This window comes from Streptomyces sp. NPDC107654 (assembly GCF_055639035.1).
In genome coordinates this window covers 235,373-250,845 of sequence record NZ_JBVKBI010000011.1, presented here as the reverse complement: position 1 = coordinate 250,845, position 15,473 = coordinate 235,373, and the positions used below count along the sequence as shown (strand labels likewise).

Annotated in this window: 8 protein-coding genes; 7 read left to right on the top strand and 1 reads right to left on the bottom strand. The window is 74.9% G+C overall.

The genetic code is table 11. From position 1 onward, the window contains the following. The 4 genes from ACZ7N4_RS21675 to thpD all read left to right on the top strand — a co-directional run. Nucleotides 1-410 (top strand): aminotransferase class III-fold pyridoxal phosphate-dependent enzyme (locus tag ACZ7N4_RS21675; RefSeq protein WP_471360024.1); only part of this gene is annotated, 410 nt, incomplete at its 5' end. Between the two features lie 91 nt (nt 411-501). Further along, nucleotides 502-906 carry an ectoine synthase gene (locus ACZ7N4_RS21670; RefSeq protein ID WP_471360023.1) on the top strand — a complete coding sequence of 135 codons (405 nt, stop codon included), beginning with the start codon at nt 502-504 and terminating at the stop codon, nt 904-906. Between the two features lies 1 nt (nt 907). Continuing rightward, a complete protein-coding gene (gene ectA / locus ACZ7N4_RS21665; RefSeq protein WP_471360022.1) occupies nt 908-1,459 on the top strand; it encodes a diaminobutyrate acetyltransferase in 552 nt (183 codons plus the stop codon). Further along, entirely contained in the window at nt 1,456-2,346 is an 891-nt protein-coding gene (gene thpD / locus ACZ7N4_RS21660) for an ectoine hydroxylase (protein WP_471360020.1), read from the top strand. The genes ectA and thpD overlap by 4 nt, the downstream gene beginning before the upstream one ends. A 63-nt stretch (nt 2,347-2,409) precedes the next feature. Here the strand turns inward: thpD and ACZ7N4_RS21655 are convergent, their stop codons facing one another. Beyond that, nucleotides 2,410-3,420 carry a GlxA family transcriptional regulator gene (locus tag ACZ7N4_RS21655; protein WP_471360018.1) on the bottom strand — a complete coding sequence of 337 codons (1,011 nt, stop codon included), beginning with the start codon at nt 3,418-3,420 and terminating at the stop codon, nt 2,410-2,412. Nucleotides 3,421-3,491: 71 nt separating this feature from the next. On the opposite strand from ACZ7N4_RS21655, the gene ACZ7N4_RS21650 reads away from it, so the two are divergent. The 3 genes from ACZ7N4_RS21650 (at nt 3,492) to ACZ7N4_RS21640 (ending at nt 15,472) form a co-directional block, all read left to right on the top strand. Further along, a complete protein-coding gene (locus ACZ7N4_RS21650) occupies nt 3,492-4,799 on the top strand; it encodes an MFS transporter (protein WP_471360016.1) in 1,308 nt (435 codons plus the stop codon). Between the two features lie 475 nt (nt 4,800-5,274). Beyond that, nucleotides 5,275-7,269, top strand: coding sequence for an RICIN domain-containing protein (locus tag ACZ7N4_RS21645; protein WP_471360014.1), 1,995 nt, complete (start codon nt 5,275-5,277; stop codon nt 7,267-7,269). A 466-nt stretch (nt 7,270-7,735) separates the two neighbouring features. After that, the gene (locus ACZ7N4_RS21640; RefSeq protein ID WP_471360012.1) at nt 7,736-15,472 is read left to right on the top strand and encodes an SDR family NAD(P)-dependent oxidoreductase; all 7,737 of its coding nucleotides are present in this window, start codon (nt 7,736-7,738) and stop codon (nt 15,470-15,472) included. Nucleotide 15,473: the final 1 nt, after the last annotated feature.

The following is a 15,473-nucleotide window of genomic DNA, read 5'->3' as shown; positions in this document are numbered from 1 at the left end:
AACTCGACGTGTGGGAGCCGGGCGAGCACAACGGCACCTTCCGCGGCAACAACCCCGCCTTCGTCACCGCCACCGCCGCCCTGGAAACCTACTGGACCGACAGCCCGGCCATGGAGAAGCAGACCCGCAGCCGTGGCGAACAGGTCGAGCGGGAACTCGCCGCCGTCCACGCGGAGAACCCCGCCGACGTGACCGGGTACCGCGGCCGGGGTCTGGTCTGGGGTCTGGAGTTCCACGCCAAGGACCGGGCCTCCCGGGTCGCGCGGCGCGCGTTCGAACTCGGGCTGCTCATCGAGACGTCCGGCCCCGAGGACGAGGTCGTCAAGCTGCTGCCCGCCCTCACCGTCACGCCCGAGGAACTGGACGAGGGGCTGAAGACCCTGGCCCGCGCCGTCCGGGAGACCGCCTGACCCCTTCCTCCCCACCGACCCCCGCAGCCCGAACGCCCACACACCCGAACCCACGCACCCACGCACACCCGAACCAAGGAGGCGTCACACCGTGATCGTCCGTTCGTTCAAGGAGATCGAGGACACCGACCGTCATGTGAAGGCGGCGTCCGGCACCTGGGAGAGCAAGAGGATCGTCCTCGCCAAGGAGCGGGTCGGCTTCTCCCTGCACGAGACCACCGTCTACGCGGGAACCGAGACGTCGATGTGGTACCGGAACCACATCGAGGCCGTGCTGTGCGTCGAAGGCGAGTCGGAGCTGACGAACGAGGAGACCGGCGAGAAGCACTGGATCACCCCCGGCACCATGTACCTCCTCGACGGGCACGAGCGGCACACCCTGCGCCCCAAGACCGACTCCCGCTACATCTGCGTGTTCAACCCGCCGGTCACCGGCCGGGAGGACCACGACGCGAACGGTGTCTACCCCCTGCTCGCCGACGGGGAGGCGGCCTGAGATGGCGGCCGCCAAGGCGGTGTTCCGCACGCCGGCCCCCGAGGACGGGCTGAAGGTGTGGGACCTGGTCGACAGCACGCCCGGACTCGACACCAACAGCCCGTACGCCTACGTCCTGTGGTTCCGCGACTTCGCCGACTGCTCCCTCGTGGCCACCGTGGACGACGAGATCGTGGGTTTCCTCACCGGCTACCGCCGCCCCGAGGAACCGGAGACCTACTTCGTGTGGCAGACCGCCGTCAGCCCGCGGCACGGCATCCCCTTCCTCGGCGTGAAGCTCTTCGAGGAGGCCGCCGAGCGGCAACGCGCCCGCGGAGCACGCTTCGTGGAGGCGAGCGTGTCGGCCGAGAACCGCTCGATCCTCATGGTGCTCCGGCAGTACGCCCGCCGGCGGACGGCCGAGATCACCGAACACGTGTTGTTCCCCGCCGAACTGCTGGGCGAGGGCCACCACGACGAGATCCTCCAGCGCATCGGCCCGTTGCCCGCCCTGGACCCGGCAACGGACACCCCCACCGACATCACCTCACCCGTGAAGGAGACCGCCGCATGAGCACCACCGTCCGCCCCGACCTCTACCCGACGCGCGTGGCCGGCGAGGCCGTCCCGCAGCCGCGGGTCGACCCCACCGTGTGGGGCCACGGCCCCGGCCCGCTCAGCCAGGAGCAGCTGGCGGCCTACGACTCGGGCGGCTACCTCGTCCTCGACGACCTGCTGAGCCCGGAGGAGGTGGAGACCTACCGCGCCGAGTTGCAGCGCCTGGGCCAGGACCCGGTGCTGCGTGCCGGTGAGCGCGTGGTGATGGAGCCGGACTCCGACCGGGTGCGCTCGGTGTTCGAGGTCGAGAAGGTCAGCGAGGTCTTCGCCCGGCTGCTGTTCTCCTCCAGGCTCACCGACATCGCCCGCCAGGTCCTCGACTCCGACGTGTACGTCCACCAGAGCCGGGTCAACTACAAGCCCGGCTTCGGCGGCGCCGAGTTCGACTGGCACTCCGACTTCGAGACCTGGCACGCCGAGGACGGCATGCCCCGGCCGCGTGCGTTCAGCGTCTCGATCGCGCTGAGCGAGAACCACCCGTTCAACGGGCCGCTGCTGGTCATGCCGGGCACCCACAAGACCTTCATCCCGTCGGTGGGGGAGACACCGCCCGACTTCCACAAGGAGTCGCTGCGCGTGCACCGCATCACCGTCGGTTCCCCGGGCCAGGAGCACCTGACGCGGATGGCCGAGCGGCACGGCATCGAGCAGATCACCGGCCCCGCCGGATCCGCGGTGATGTTCGACTCGAACCTGCTGCACGGCTCCAACGGGAACATCACGCCGTTCCCGCGCTCCAACATCTTCATCGTCTACAACAGCGTGGAGAACACGCTGGAGGAGCCTTTCGCCGCGGCCAAGCCGCGCCCGCAGCACCTCGGCAACCGGGAGTTCCGGCGCTAGCCGTCCCTTCCTCCCGTTCCTCTCCCCGCGTGGGGCGGCCGTCCGCGGCCGCCCCACGCCGCGTCATGCCGCCGTGCCCGGCCCGCGGAAGGTGGCCCGGTAGGCGCTGGGCGAGGTGCCCAGCGCCGTGTGGAAGTGCTGCCGCAGATTGGCGGCCGTGCCCAGCCCCGCCTGCTCGGCCACCTGTTCCACCGGCAGATCCGACTCCTCCAGCAGCTCCCGGGCCCGCTCCAGACGCTGCTGGGTCAGCCAGTTCATCGGGGTGGCGCCGACCTCGTCCCGGAAGCGACGGGTGAAGTTCCGTACGCTCATGGCCTCCTGGGCGGCCATCTGCCCCAGGGTGATGGGTTCCGCCAGCCGTTTCAGGGCCCAGCCGCGCGCGGCGGCGGTGGACGGCGAGGACGGCTCCGGCACGGGCCGGCGGACGTACTGCACCTGACCGCCCTCACGGTGCGGCGGTACGACCGTGCGGCGCGCGACGTCGTTGGCGACCGCCATGCCGAAGTCACGGCGGATCATGTGCAGGCACAGGTCGATCCCGGAGGCGCAGCCCGCCGAGGTCAGCACGTCGCCGCCGTCGGTGTACAGCACGTCGGGATCCAGTTCCACGTGGGGGAACAGCCGGGCGAACCGGTCGGCGTAGCGCCAGTGCGTGGTCGCCACCCGCCCGTCGAGGAGGCCGGCGGAGGCGAGGACGAAGGCGCCCGTGCAGATCGAGGCCACCCGGGTGCCCGGCCGTATCCGCGCGAACGCGTCGGCCAGCGGCCCCGGGAGACCGGGAAGCTCCTGCTCGTAGTCGTCGTAGGAGGAGAGCACGATCACCGTGTCGGCCTCGGCCAGCGCCTCCGGGCCGTGCGGGACGTTGAGGGTGAAGTCACCGTCGGTGCGCACCCGTCCGGGGTCCAGGGCGCAGGTGACGACCTCGTACAGGGGATCGCCGACCGGGTCCGCCCCGGTGCGGGCCTGCCCGAACAGCTGGTGGACGATGCCGAGTTCGATGGGCAGGGTCATCTGGCGGGCCAGTACGGCCACGCCGTGACGTGCGGGATGCGAGAAGACGGTCCGGTTCGCCATGGCCACATTCTTGCGCATCATGGCCATCGAGACACTCGCCGGGTGACCGCCGTCCCGGACAGGCTGGAGTCATGGCTCAGCAAGCGCAGACCCCCGTGACCTCACCCCCCGCCTCCGCACCGGACCGCTACCGGCCCGCCGGACACCGGGCGTGGGCCATCGCCGTCGTCGCCGGCGCGGCCATCGTCACCGCCGGTGCCTTCACCACCGTCCCGGGCCTGCTGGTCACCCCCCTGCACCAGGAGTACGCCTGGGACCGCGGCCAGATCGCCCTGGCCGCCTCCGTCAACATGGTCCTCTTCGGAGCCACCGCCCCCTTCGCCACCGCCCTGATGGAACGCGTCGGCATCCGCCGGGTCGCGGCCGGCGCCATGCTCCTCGTCGCCGCCGGCGCCCTGCTCACCAACGCGATGGCCGCGCCCTGGCAGCTGGTCCTGTACTGGGGGGTGCTCATCGGCCTGGGCAGCGGCTGCCTGACGATGACGTTCGCGGCCCTCGTCACCAGCCGCTGGTTCGTCCGCCGGCGCGGCCTGGTCACCGGTGCGCTCAGCGCCTCCAGCCACCTGGGCCAGCTGCTGTTCCTGCCGCTGCTCGCCTGGGCGGTCGACCGCTACGACTGGCAGCCCCCGGTGGTCACCCTCGCGCTCGCCGCGCTGACCGTGTCCGCCCTCGTCGCCCTGTTCCTGCGCGACCACCCTGCCGACGTCGGCGTCCTGCCGTACGGCGGCGAGGAGTTCGTCGCCAAGCCCGCCCCCGCCGAGGGTGCCGCCCGCCGCACCGTGACCGTCCTCGTCCAGGCCATGCGCACCGGCACCTTCTGGCTGCTGGCCGGCATGTTCGTCATCTGCGGTGCCTCCACCAACGGCATCATGTGGAGCAACTGGGTGCCCGCCGCCCACGACCACGGCATGCACGCCACCGTCGCCGCGTCCATGCTCTCCCTGATCGGCGTCTTCTCCGCCCTGGGCGCGGCCGTCTCCGGCTGGCTCACCGACCGGTTCGACCCCCGGCGGCTGCTGGCCGTCTACTTCACCGTCCGCGCCCTCACCCTGCTCACCCTGCCCCTGCTCTTCACCGCCACGGCCCGGCCGTCCCTGATCGCCTTCGCCGTCGTCTACGGTCTCGTCGACGTCGCGACCGTGCCCCCGGTCATCGCCCTGTGCCAGCGGACCTACGGCGACGACGGCCCGATCGTCTTCGGCTGGACCAACTCCGCCCACCAACTGGGCGCCGGCGCCTCGGCGTTCCTCGGCGCCACCGCACGGGACGTCTTCGGCACCTACGACACGGTGTGGGTCACCCTCAGCGCGGTCTGCCTGGTGGCCGCTCTCCTGGCCATGGTGGTCCGCGTGGCCCCCGGCGAGCACCGGCCGGCCTGAGGTCGACTGCGCCTCAGGCGGCCCGCGCCGTCCCTCCTTGCCCGGCGGCCCGGCCACGAACTCCCGCGGCCAGGCGGTTCAGCCGGGGGGTCGAGGTTTGGGCGGGCGCAGGGCGCGGGGCCGCGCGGAGGAGAACGCGTCCGCAGGAGCGTGGGAACCGGCTGTGGGACGTGCCGGGAAGGCGCAGATTCCGTGTGTCATCCGGCTTTCCCGGTACGGGAGTTGACCATTGTTCAGTCGCCTGGCCGACGATACCGGCGGTAACCGTCGGTCAATTCCCCGACTTCGCCACCGGGGCATTCGCGCTTCTTGTTTCCGGTGAGCCGCGTGTGCCAAGGTGAGCCTCCCCACGGGAGGGCAAAGGCCGACGTCGACGTCGAGACCGAACCCTTTAGGTATGCACCAATCAGGCACTGCTTTCCGACAGGACGCCCCTTGCGCATGCCCGTCCTGCGGCTGGAAAGGAAATGGTTCCGTGCAGTCCCCTCACCCCCCACGCCCGCCCTATCCGCCCTCGCCCGTCCCGACGGGCGAGTCCGACCGTGACCTCGTCGCCCGGCTGAGCGGCCCGGAGGACGGCCACCACCACGCCGTCGCGCTGCTGCTCGCCCGGCACTGGCGGGCCACCCGCGACTACGCCGTGGTCTGCCTGGCGGCAGCCGGCCCCACCGCCCAGCTGCTGGCCACCGCGGCCTTCCACCAGGTGCTCGGCCGTACGGCGGCCGCCGGCGGTGCCCTGCGCCCACGCCTGCTGGTCGCCGTCCGCGACCTCGTCCGCGCCTGGGCCGTGGACGACGCGGCCTGTATCGCCCTGCCGGAATTGCGCAAAACCACCGGAGGTCGCGGGCTGCGCGCCACAAAGCCCGGACCGCCGGAAAGCAGGCAGCTCGCCGCCCACGCATTCCGGGCGCTACCGGGCGCCTCCCAATGCCTTCTCTGGCACACCGAGGTCGAGGCCGAACCCATAAACATACCGGCTGGTCTGCTGGGCATCGACACGCTCGCCGCGACAGCCGCCCTGGAGCAGGCACGCGAGCAATTCCGCGCCGGCTGCGTCCGCGCCCACCGCGAACTCGCCCCCACCACGGAATGCCGTTTTCACAACCGGCTCCTCGACATCCCCCTCCGCCGCGGCGGCGCCCTGCTGCCGGACGTGCGCCGGCATCTGACGGTCTGCGCCCACTGCCGGCACGCCGCCGAACAACTCGGCCTCTTCGACGGAGGCCTGCCCCTGCTGCTCGCCGAGACCGTGCTGGGCTGGGGCGCCCGCCGCTACCTCGACTCGCGGCCCGGCCGCGCCGCCCTCCAGGAGCGGCCGAGCCCGCCACCATCGGTGCCGCCGGCCCCGTTCCCCGGCACCGGCGGCCGGCACCGCACCGCCGCGGAGCCCGGCCACCGCAAGGCCGTCGCCCTCGGCGTCGGACTCGTCTCCCTGGCCCTGCTCGCCACCGTCCTCGTGGCCAGAAGCTGGTCCGATGACAACGCTGTCCCCGTCCCCGGCGCCACCTGGGGAGCCCCCGCCGGAGGAACCCGGGAAGCCCCCGCCGCAGGCACCGCACGGCCGGGCGCGGGAGGTGCCCGTCCCGCGGCCTCCCCTTCCACCGCCTCCGTCGGCGCACCCGTCGAGATCGCCCACGGCACCCTGCGCGGCCTCGCCTCCGGGCTGTGCCTGGACGTGCGCGGCGACCGGGTGGCCGCGGGCGCGGACGTCCGGCTGGCGCCCTGCTCGACCTCCCTCGCGCAGCAGTGGTCGTACGGGGACGACGGCCTGCTGCGCAGCGCCGCGGACCCCGCCCTCTGCCTCGCCGCCGACCCCCGTACCCGGACCGTCGCGCCGGCCCGCTGCCTCGCACCCGCCGGAGAGGTGTCGTACGACGTCACGGTGCGCGGCGAGATCCTGCTCCGCCGGCACCACGGTCTGGCGCTCGCCCCCGGCTCCGGTCGGTCCGGCGCACGGGTCGAGGTGGCGGAACGCGACGGCTCGGCCGGACAGCGGTGGGCGCTGGAGCCGGCGGCGGTCGGCGGACGGCCGCGGTCCGGCACGGTGCCGGACGGGCGGGTGGAGCGGGACGCGCCCGGTGACCGGGCCGGGGTCGCTGCCGGGCGCTCTCCCGGCCGTGAGGAGGGCACGGGCGGCTCGCGCGGCGTTCCGGGCCGCACCGGCCAGGACGTCGGCCGGCGGGACGCGACTCCGCGTGTCGCACAGATCCGCGCCGCCCGGACGGATCGGCCGTCCGGAAGCTCCCCCCGGGCTGCGGGGAAGGCGGGAGACCTCCCGGCGCCAGTCGTGGACAGGCTCGGCGGGCTCGACAAACTCAGCGCGCTCGACAGGCTCGGCGCCCTCGCCACGACGGGCGCGCTCGGCATGCCCCGCGCTCCGCATCCGCCCGACACGCCGACCTCGCCGGTCGCAGGGACGGCCACCGGCGGCGGTCCCGTGGCGGCGGCCGTGCGAGGTCCGCTCGGCTGACGTGGGAAGGGGCCGCTCCGTGCGGAGCGGCCCCGTTCGTACGGCGGCACGGGCCCGCGCCGCCGTGTCCGGTTCCCGTCGGCCCGGTTCGAGCCACCGCGCCGGCCGCAGCCGCGATTCGCGAAACCCCGCCGAATGTCCCGGCGCACGACGCCGGGGCGGGCGTGTGGTGCGGCGGGGTGCGCTTCAGCGGGGATCGGCCGGGTGTGCCGCGCACGGCAGGACGGCCCCGACGCCACGCACCGGACGCCGCACACCGGAAGGGAATCGCTGGATTTACCGCCTCTTGCGGGGAATTCGGCGGGCTGGCCGAATCGGCGCCACCGCACAGGGAAAGGCTGCGGCGTTATTGACCCGCGAGTAATGACCTCGCTAGTTTCCGTTGCCCTCGCACCAGAGTGTCTCGCCAGTGTCCCGCCGCGCGTACCCCCCACCGTGCTGTCCCCGCCGATCGTGCCGGAGCATCATGACCTCCCCTGTGCGTGCCCACGACCTGATCCTGTGCCTCACCCCGTTCGGAGAACCCGACGCCGGGCTGGCCACCGCCGCCACCGCGGCCGGCGCCCTCGGCATCCTGGACCTGGGCACCGGTGACCGAAGATCCCGCGAACAGCTGTCCCGGCTGAGAAGAGCAGCGCCGGGCCCCTTCGGCCTGCGCGTGACCCGGCGCTGCGCCCTCACCCCCGCCGACGTCGGCGGCGCCATCGACGCCGTGGACACCGTGGTCCTGACCCCGGACGCCCCCTGGGCGGCAGCCGGACTGCCTTCCACCGTCCGGGTGTTGGCCGAGGTGACCGACCTCGGGCAGGCCCGTACGGCCGTCCGTGCCGGAGCGTGCGGGCTGATCGCCCGAGGCGGCGAGAGCGGCGGCCGGGTCGGTGAGCTGAGCACCTTCGTCCTGCTGCAACAACTCCTGTCCGACGCCGACACGGCGGACCGCGACCTGCCCGTCTGGGCCTGCGGGGGCATCGGCCCGCGCACGGCGGCGGCAGCCGTGGCGGGCGGGGCGGCCGGTGTCGTCCTCGACAGCCAGCTGGCGCTGCTGGCCGAGTCGGAGCTGCCCGAGGCGGTCCGCGCGGTGCTGCGGTCCCTGGACGGCTCCGAGACCGTCGTGCTGGGCGGACACCGGGTACTGCGGCGACGCGGCCCGGACACGCCCCAGCCGCCCCCCGACGACCCCGACGCGGTCGCGGCCCTGCTGAGCGCCCGTGACCCCCGCGGCCGACTGCTCCCGGTGGGCCAGGACGGCTACCTCGCCGCCCGCTTCGCCGAACGGTGGCACGACGTGCGCGGCGTCGTCCGCGCGCTGTCGACGGCGGTGCGGGAGGTGACGGAGGTGACGTCTGCGGCGATGCCCGTGGCTCCGGTGGCGCCCATGGCTTCGGCGGGGTGGGAGGCGACGGAGGTGGCGTCGGCGGCGGTGCCCGTGCCTCCGGCGGTGCCCGTGGCTTCGGTGGGGCGGGGGGTGACGGTTGCGCCGGCGGCGCCGGACGTGCGGTCCGGGACCGCCATGGTGCCGCCGGCGGCCACCGCCCTGCGGGCCGGGTCTGCCATGAGCCGGGCGCTGGGGACGCGGCTGCCGGTGGCGCAGGGGCCCATGACGCGTGTCAGTGACCAGGCCGGGTTCGCCGCCGCCGTGGCCGAGGACGGGGCGTTGCCCTTCCTCGCGCTGGCCCTGGCCGACGGTGGGCGCACCCGGGAGATGCTCACCGAGGCGCGGGCGGTGCTGGACGGCCGGCCCTGGGGCGTCGGCGTGCTCGGTTTCGCGCCGGAGGACATCCGAGGCGCCCAGCTGGACGCCGTACGGGAGCTGCGGCCCACCCACGCGATCATCGCGGGCGGCCGGCCGGCCCAGGCCGAGGCGCTGGAGCGGGCCGGGATCCACGCCTTCCTGCACGTGCCCTCGCCGGGACTGCTGCGCCAGTTCCTGGACGCGGGCGTGCGCAGGTTCGTGTTCGAGGGCTCCGAGTGCGGCGGCCACGTCGGACCCCGGGCCTCCTTCCCGCTCTGGGAGGCCCAGGTCGCCGTCCTGGAGGACTTCCTGGCGGACCGGGAGGACGAGACGGCGCGGCAGCTGGAGCTCTTCTTCGCGGGCGGCGTCCACGACGAGCGGTCGGCGGCCATGGTCGCCGCCCTGGCCGCCCCGCTCACCGCGCGGGGCACCGCCGTCGGCCTCCTCATGGGCACCGCCTACCTGTTCACCGAGGAGGCCGTCGCCCACGGCGCCGTCCGGCCGCTCTTCCAGCGGCAGGTCCTCACCGCCACCGCGACCGCCCTGCTGGAGACCGCCCCCGGACACGCGACCCGCTGCGTCCCGAGCCCCTTCACCCGCGACTACCGCGAGCGGGAAGCCGCGTTACGCGCCCGGGGCGTGCCGGACCGGGAGGTCTGGGAGCGGCTGGAACGCCTCAACGTCGGCCGGTTGCGCATCGCCAGCAAGGGCCTGACCCGCACCGACGACGGCGACCTGCGGACCGTCGACGAGCGACTCCAGCTCAGTGACGGACTGTTCATGGCCGGACAGGTCGCCGTCCTGCGCTCGGCCCCGACCACCGTGACCGCCCTGCACCACGCGGTGACCGACGGCGCCGCCGACTTCCTCGCCGCGCGGGCCGCCGCGACGGCAGGGACCGCAGGGGCGGCGGAGGCGGCGGGAGCGGGGACGGCAGGGGCGGCGGAGGCGGTACGGGCGGTCCGGCACGGGCAGGACCGCGTGACCGAACCGCCCCCGCCCCCACCGCTCGACATCGCGATCGTCGGTATGGCGTGCATGTTCCCGCAGGCCCCCGACCTCGCCGCCTTCTGGGCGAACGTCGTCGCCGGCCGCGACGCCGTCACCGAGGTCCCGCCCGACCGCTGGGACCCCGCCGTCCACCACACCGCCGGCAGTACCGCCTCGAAGTGGGGCGGCTTCCTGCCGCCCATCCCCTTCGACCCGCTGCGCTACGGCATCCCGCCCGCCTCCCTCGGCAGTGTCGAACCCGTCCAGCTGCTGTCCCTGGAGGCGGCCCGCAACGCCCTGGACGACGCCGGATACGGCGAGCGGGGACGGGAGTTCGACCGCTCCCGCACCTCCGTCGTCTTCGGCGCCGAGGCCGGCAGCGACCTGTCCAACGCCGTCACCCTGCGCGCCGTCCTCCCGTCGTACTTCGGCAAGGTCCCCGACGGCCTGGCGGAGCAGCTGCCCCGGCTCACCGAGGACTCCTTCCCCGGCATGCTGGCCAACGTCATCTCCGGCCGGATCGCCAACCGCCTCGACCTCGGCGGCGCCAACTACACCGTCGACGCGGCGTGCGCCTCCTCCCTCGCCGCGCTGGACGTCGCCTGCAAGGAACTCGTCTGCGGCACCAGCGACCTCGTGCTGTGCGGCGGCGCCGACCTGCACAACGGCATCAACGACTACGTCCTGTTCTCCTCCGTCCACGCGCTCTCCCCGACCGGCCGGTCCCGTGCCTTCGACGCCTCCGCCGACGGCATCGCCCTCGGCGAGGGCGTGGCCTGCGTGGTCCTGAAACGGCTCGCGGACGCCGAGCGCGACGGCGACCGGATCTACGGCGTGGTCAAGGGCCTCGGCTCCGCCAGCGACGGACGTGCCCGCGGCCTGACCGCGCCCCGCCCCGAGGGCCAGCGGGCCGCGCTCCAGCGGGCGTACCGCAACGCCGGTGTCCCGCCCGCCGCGGTCGGCCTGGTGGAGGCGCACGGCACCGGGACCGTCGTCGGTGACCGCACCGAACTCACCGTACTCGGCGAGGTGTTCACCGAGGCCGGGGCCGCGACGGGCGGTTGCGCACTCGGCTCGGTCAAGTCGCAGATCGGGCACACCAAGTGCGCCGCCGGCCTCGCCGGCCTCATCAAGACCACGCTCGCGCTGTACACCGGCGTCAAGCCGCCCACCCTCCACGTCGACCGCCCCAATCCGGCCTGGGACGAGGCCGACAGCCCGTTCGTCTTCCACACCCGCGCCCAGCCCTGGGCGGCACCGGCAGGTGAACGCTTCGCCGGAGTGAGCGCGTTCGGCTTCGGCGGCACCAACTTCCATGCCGTGCTGGCGGCGTACGGTGACGCGCCCCCACCCCGGCAGACACTGGACGCCTGGCCCGCCGAGCTGTTCCTCTTCCGGGGCCGGGACATGGCGGCGGCCCGCCGGGAGGCCGAGGAGATCCTCCGGTCCGCCGAGTCCGCGACCGGCACCTGGCGGCTCCGCGATCTCGCCCTGGCCGCGGCCCGCCGCGCCGACATCTCCCACGAGCCGGTACAGGCCGCCCTGGTGGCCCGGGACATCGGAGAACTGACGCAGAAGTTACGGCAGTTCCTGGCCGGGCGTGCTGATCCGGCAACCGGGGTGCATCTCGCGGCCGCGGCCGGCGGAGCGTCCCGCGCGGAGGCGACGGACTGGTCCGGCCGTGCCGCCGAGGCCGGCGGGCCTGGCCCGGCCGGTGGGACCGGCGGGACCGGCGCGACCGGTGGATCCACTCGTGCCGCCGTGGCGGGCGGCCCCGGTTCCGCCGGTGAGCCTGGCGGGGCCGACGACTCGAGGCACACCCGGCCGATCGCCGGGGAGCGACTCACCGACCCCGGCCGGGGCCGCGCGGAGGGCTCCCCGGACCCGGCCGCCGGCCTGGTCGCGTTCCTCTTCCCCGGTCAGGGCAGTCAGCGCACCGGTATGCTCGGCGACCTCCTGGTCACCCTGCCCGAGCTGCGGCACTACCTGCACCTCGGCCGCGACCACGCCGACCGGCTCTTCCCGCCGGCCGCCTTCGACGACGCCGCCCGTGAGCGCCGGCGCGCCGCGCTCACCGACACCAGGACCGCCCAGCCCGCCCTCGGCATCACGGGCCTCGCCGCCCATGCCTTCCTCACCTCGGCCGGCGTCCACCCCGACCTCGCCGCCGGGCACAGCTACGGCGAACTGGTCGCCCTCGCCGCGGCCGGCGCCCTCGACCCGGAGACCCTGCTGGAGCTGAGCGCGGAACGGGCCGCGGTGATCCTGGCGGCGGCCGGGGACGAGCCCGGCACCATGGCCGCCGTGGGCGCCCCAGCCGACACCGTCGCGGGCGCCCTGCGCACCGCCGGGGCACCCGGGTCGGTCGTCGTCGCCAACGTCAACTCGCCGGAGCAGACGGTGATCTCCGGGCCGACGGCGGATGTCGACACCGCCGTACGGGCCCTGCGCGCCGCAGGCCTCGGCGCCCGCCGCATCCCGGTGGCCTGCGCCTTCCACAGCCCGGTGGTGGCCGCCGCGGGGGAGGCGTTCGCCAAGGTCCTCGCCGACAAGCCGGTCCGCGTCCCCGAGTTCCCCGTCTGGGCCAACCGCACCGCCACGCCGTACCCACCGGACCCCGACGCCGTGCGGGCCGGTCTCGCCGCACAGATCGGAGCGCCGGTCGCGTTCGCGGCGCAGATCGAGGCGATGTACGAGGCAGGGGCGCGGATCTTCGTCGAGGCGGGCCCGGGTACGGTCCTCACCCGGCTCGTCGGCCGGATCCTCGGCGACCGTCCGCACCGCACGGTCGCCTGTGAACCGCGGGCCGACAGCGGACTGGCCGGCTGGCTCGACGCCCTCGCCCGGCTCGCCGTCGCCGGGCAACCGGTGTGCACCGCCTGGCTCTTCCGGGGCCGCGACGCCGTCGACGCGTTGCGTACCCCGGCGCCGAAGCGGCCCGGGTGGACGGTCGACGGACACCTCGTCCGTACCGCCGACGGAGCCCTCCTGCCCGGTGCGCTCGCGCCGGCCCGACGCGTCGTGGAGACGACTGTGACGACCGACCAGCCGAACGGCGTCCCCACCGACCGGGACGCGCTGATCTCCGAGTTCCTGCGCACCAGCCGGGAGATGATCGCCGCACAGAGGGACGTCCTGCTGACCTACTTCGGCGCCACGCCCACGACATCGGTACCGGCGTCGGCCCCGGTCTCGACACAGGTGCCTGCCCCGGTCGCGGCCCTCGCGCCGATGCCGATGCCGGATCGGGATCCGGTCGTACAGGCCGACGCCGCTCCGGGCCCGGCGGACGCGGTGGACGCGGTGGACGCGGCGGTCGACGTGGAGCGGGTCGTACGCGAGATCATCAGCGAACGGACCGGCTACCCCGTCGACATGATCGAGCCCGACCTGGACCTGGAAGCCGACCTCAGCATCGACTCGATCAAGCGTGCCGAGATCGCGGGCGAACTCGCCCAGCGCCTGGGCATCGCGGGCGGCGCGCGGCTCCTGGCCGACGAGGAGCTGGAGGAACTGGCGAAGGCGCGCACCGCGGCGGCGGTCACGGCCTGGCTGACGACCCGGAGGGGGGCGGGCGCCGGGGAAGGAGCGCCGGACTCCGGCTCGTACGGCGGCGCGTCCGAGGCCGACGGCGCGTCGCCGGCCCCCGCAAGCATCGCGCGGGGTGTCGCCGTCCAGGCGGACGCGGGCGGCGGAGTCTCCTGCCCCGCGACCCCCACCCGACAGGGCGCGGGCACCCGGGCGGATACACCTGACGGTGCGAACCACGGCGTTGTGACCCCGGCGGATGCACCGGGCGGTGTGTCCCACGGCACTGCGGCCCCGGCACATTCACCCGGCGGCGCGTCCGACCGCCTCGCCGCCCGGGCAGGCACACCCGCCGGTGCGTCCGGCTCCGCTGCGGGCCCCCTTCGCGGCAGCGCGCCGCAACAGAACGCACCCGCCCCCGCCCCCCAGCAGAACGCACCCGGCACGGCACCCGCCCCCACCGCCGGCACCCCCCGCGGCATCGCCCCCCGGCGCTACGAGCTGCGGCCGGTTCCGTTGCCGGATCCGGGTCCCGGTCGCGCCGTCGATCTGTCCGGCAAGCGGTTCGTCCTCCTCGGCGGAGCCGAGGCCGTGGCTGGCGAGGTCGCAGCGCGGCTCGGCGGGTGCGGGGCCGGCGTGGTGCCGTTCGACCGGGGCCATCTCCTCAGCGCGGCCGACGGACGGGTGGACGGCGTCCTGTACCTCGGGGCGCTCACCGGGCCCGATCACCCGGTGCTGCCGGACGCCTTCCCGGTGCTCCGGGCGGCGCTGGCCCGGGGCCCCCGCGTGCTGCTGGCGGTGCGCGCCGCCGACGGCGCCGGGGCGCTGCGGTCGGCGGGCCTGGACGGGCTGGTCCGCAGCGTCGGCCGCGAGTATCCCGGCCTGCCGGCCCGGGTGCTGGCAGTCGGCGACACGGGGCCGGCTGCCGTCGCCGACGCCGTCCTCGCCGAGCTGCGCTCCCCGGAACCGGCCCCGGTGGTCCTGCGCACGGCCACCGGCGAGCGCCGGGGCCTGGAACTCGTGCCCGTGCCCCTCGGCCCGCTCGGCAGCACCGGTGCCGGACCCGCCGGGGACGGTACCGCCGAGGCCGCCGCCCTCGGGCTGGACCGGGACTCCGTGGTCCTGCTGGCCGGCGGTGCCCGAGGCATCACCGCGCGGTTCGCCGCCACCCTGGCCGCCGCCTGCCGGTGCCGGATCGAGCTGCTGGGCCGTACCCCCGCGCCCACCGCACCCGAGGCCGCGCACATCGCCGCCGCCCGCACCCCCGTCGAGCTGCGCGCCGTGCTCGCCGCGGGCCCGGGCGCACCGAGGCCCGCCGAGATCAACCGGGCCGCCGGACTCGTCCTCGCCCAACGGGAGATCACCACCACGCTCGCCGAACTCACCGCGCTCGGCAGCACGGCCCGCTACCGCTCGGTGGACTTCCGGGAACGCGACGCCGTCCTCCAGGCCGTCAAGGAGATCCACGCCGACCACGGCCGGCTCGACGGTGTGGTCTTCGCCGCCGGGGTCATCGAGGACCGGCTGATCGCCGAGAAGACCCCCGAGTCCTTCCAGCGCGTCTACGGCACCAAGACGGCCGGGGCCGGCGCCCTGTTCACCGCGCTGGACGACCTGCCCTCCGCACCGGCGTTCACCGTGCTGTTCGGCAGCATCGCCGCCGTCCTCGGCAACCGGGGCCAGGCCGACTACGCCGCCGCCAACGACGCCCTGGAGGCACTCGGCACCGACTGGGCCGCCCGGACCGGCCGGCGCGCGCTGACCGTCCACTGGGGCCCCTGGGCGCCCTCCGTCCACCATCCCGGCATGGTCGACGCGGAACTCGGCCGCGCGTACGCCCGGCGCGGGGTCGCGCTGATCGACCCCGAGGAGGGCACCGCCGCGCTGCTGCGCGAACTCGCCTGGGGCGACCCGGCGACCCGGGCCGTCGTCTACACCGCGTCGGGCTGGTGAC

Bases quoted from the DNA above. Each gene is read 5' to 3' on its own strand.
- ACZ7N4_RS21640 (WP_471360012.1), top strand. From the start codon at position 7,736: ATGACCTCCCCTGTGCGTGCCCACGACCTGATCCTGTGCCTCACCCCG.
- thpD (WP_471360020.1), top strand. From the start codon at position 1,456: ATGAGCACCACCGTCCGCCCCGACCTCTACCCGACGCGCGTGGCCGGC.
- ACZ7N4_RS21655 (WP_471360018.1), bottom strand. From the start codon at position 3,420: ATGGCGAACCGGACCGTCTTCTCGCATCCCGCACGTCACGGCGTGGCC.
- ectA (WP_471360022.1), top strand. From the start codon at position 908: ATGGCGGCCGCCAAGGCGGTGTTCCGCACGCCGGCCCCCGAGGACGGG.
- ACZ7N4_RS21650 (WP_471360016.1), top strand. From the start codon at position 3,492: ATGGCTCAGCAAGCGCAGACCCCCGTGACCTCACCCCCCGCCTCCGCA.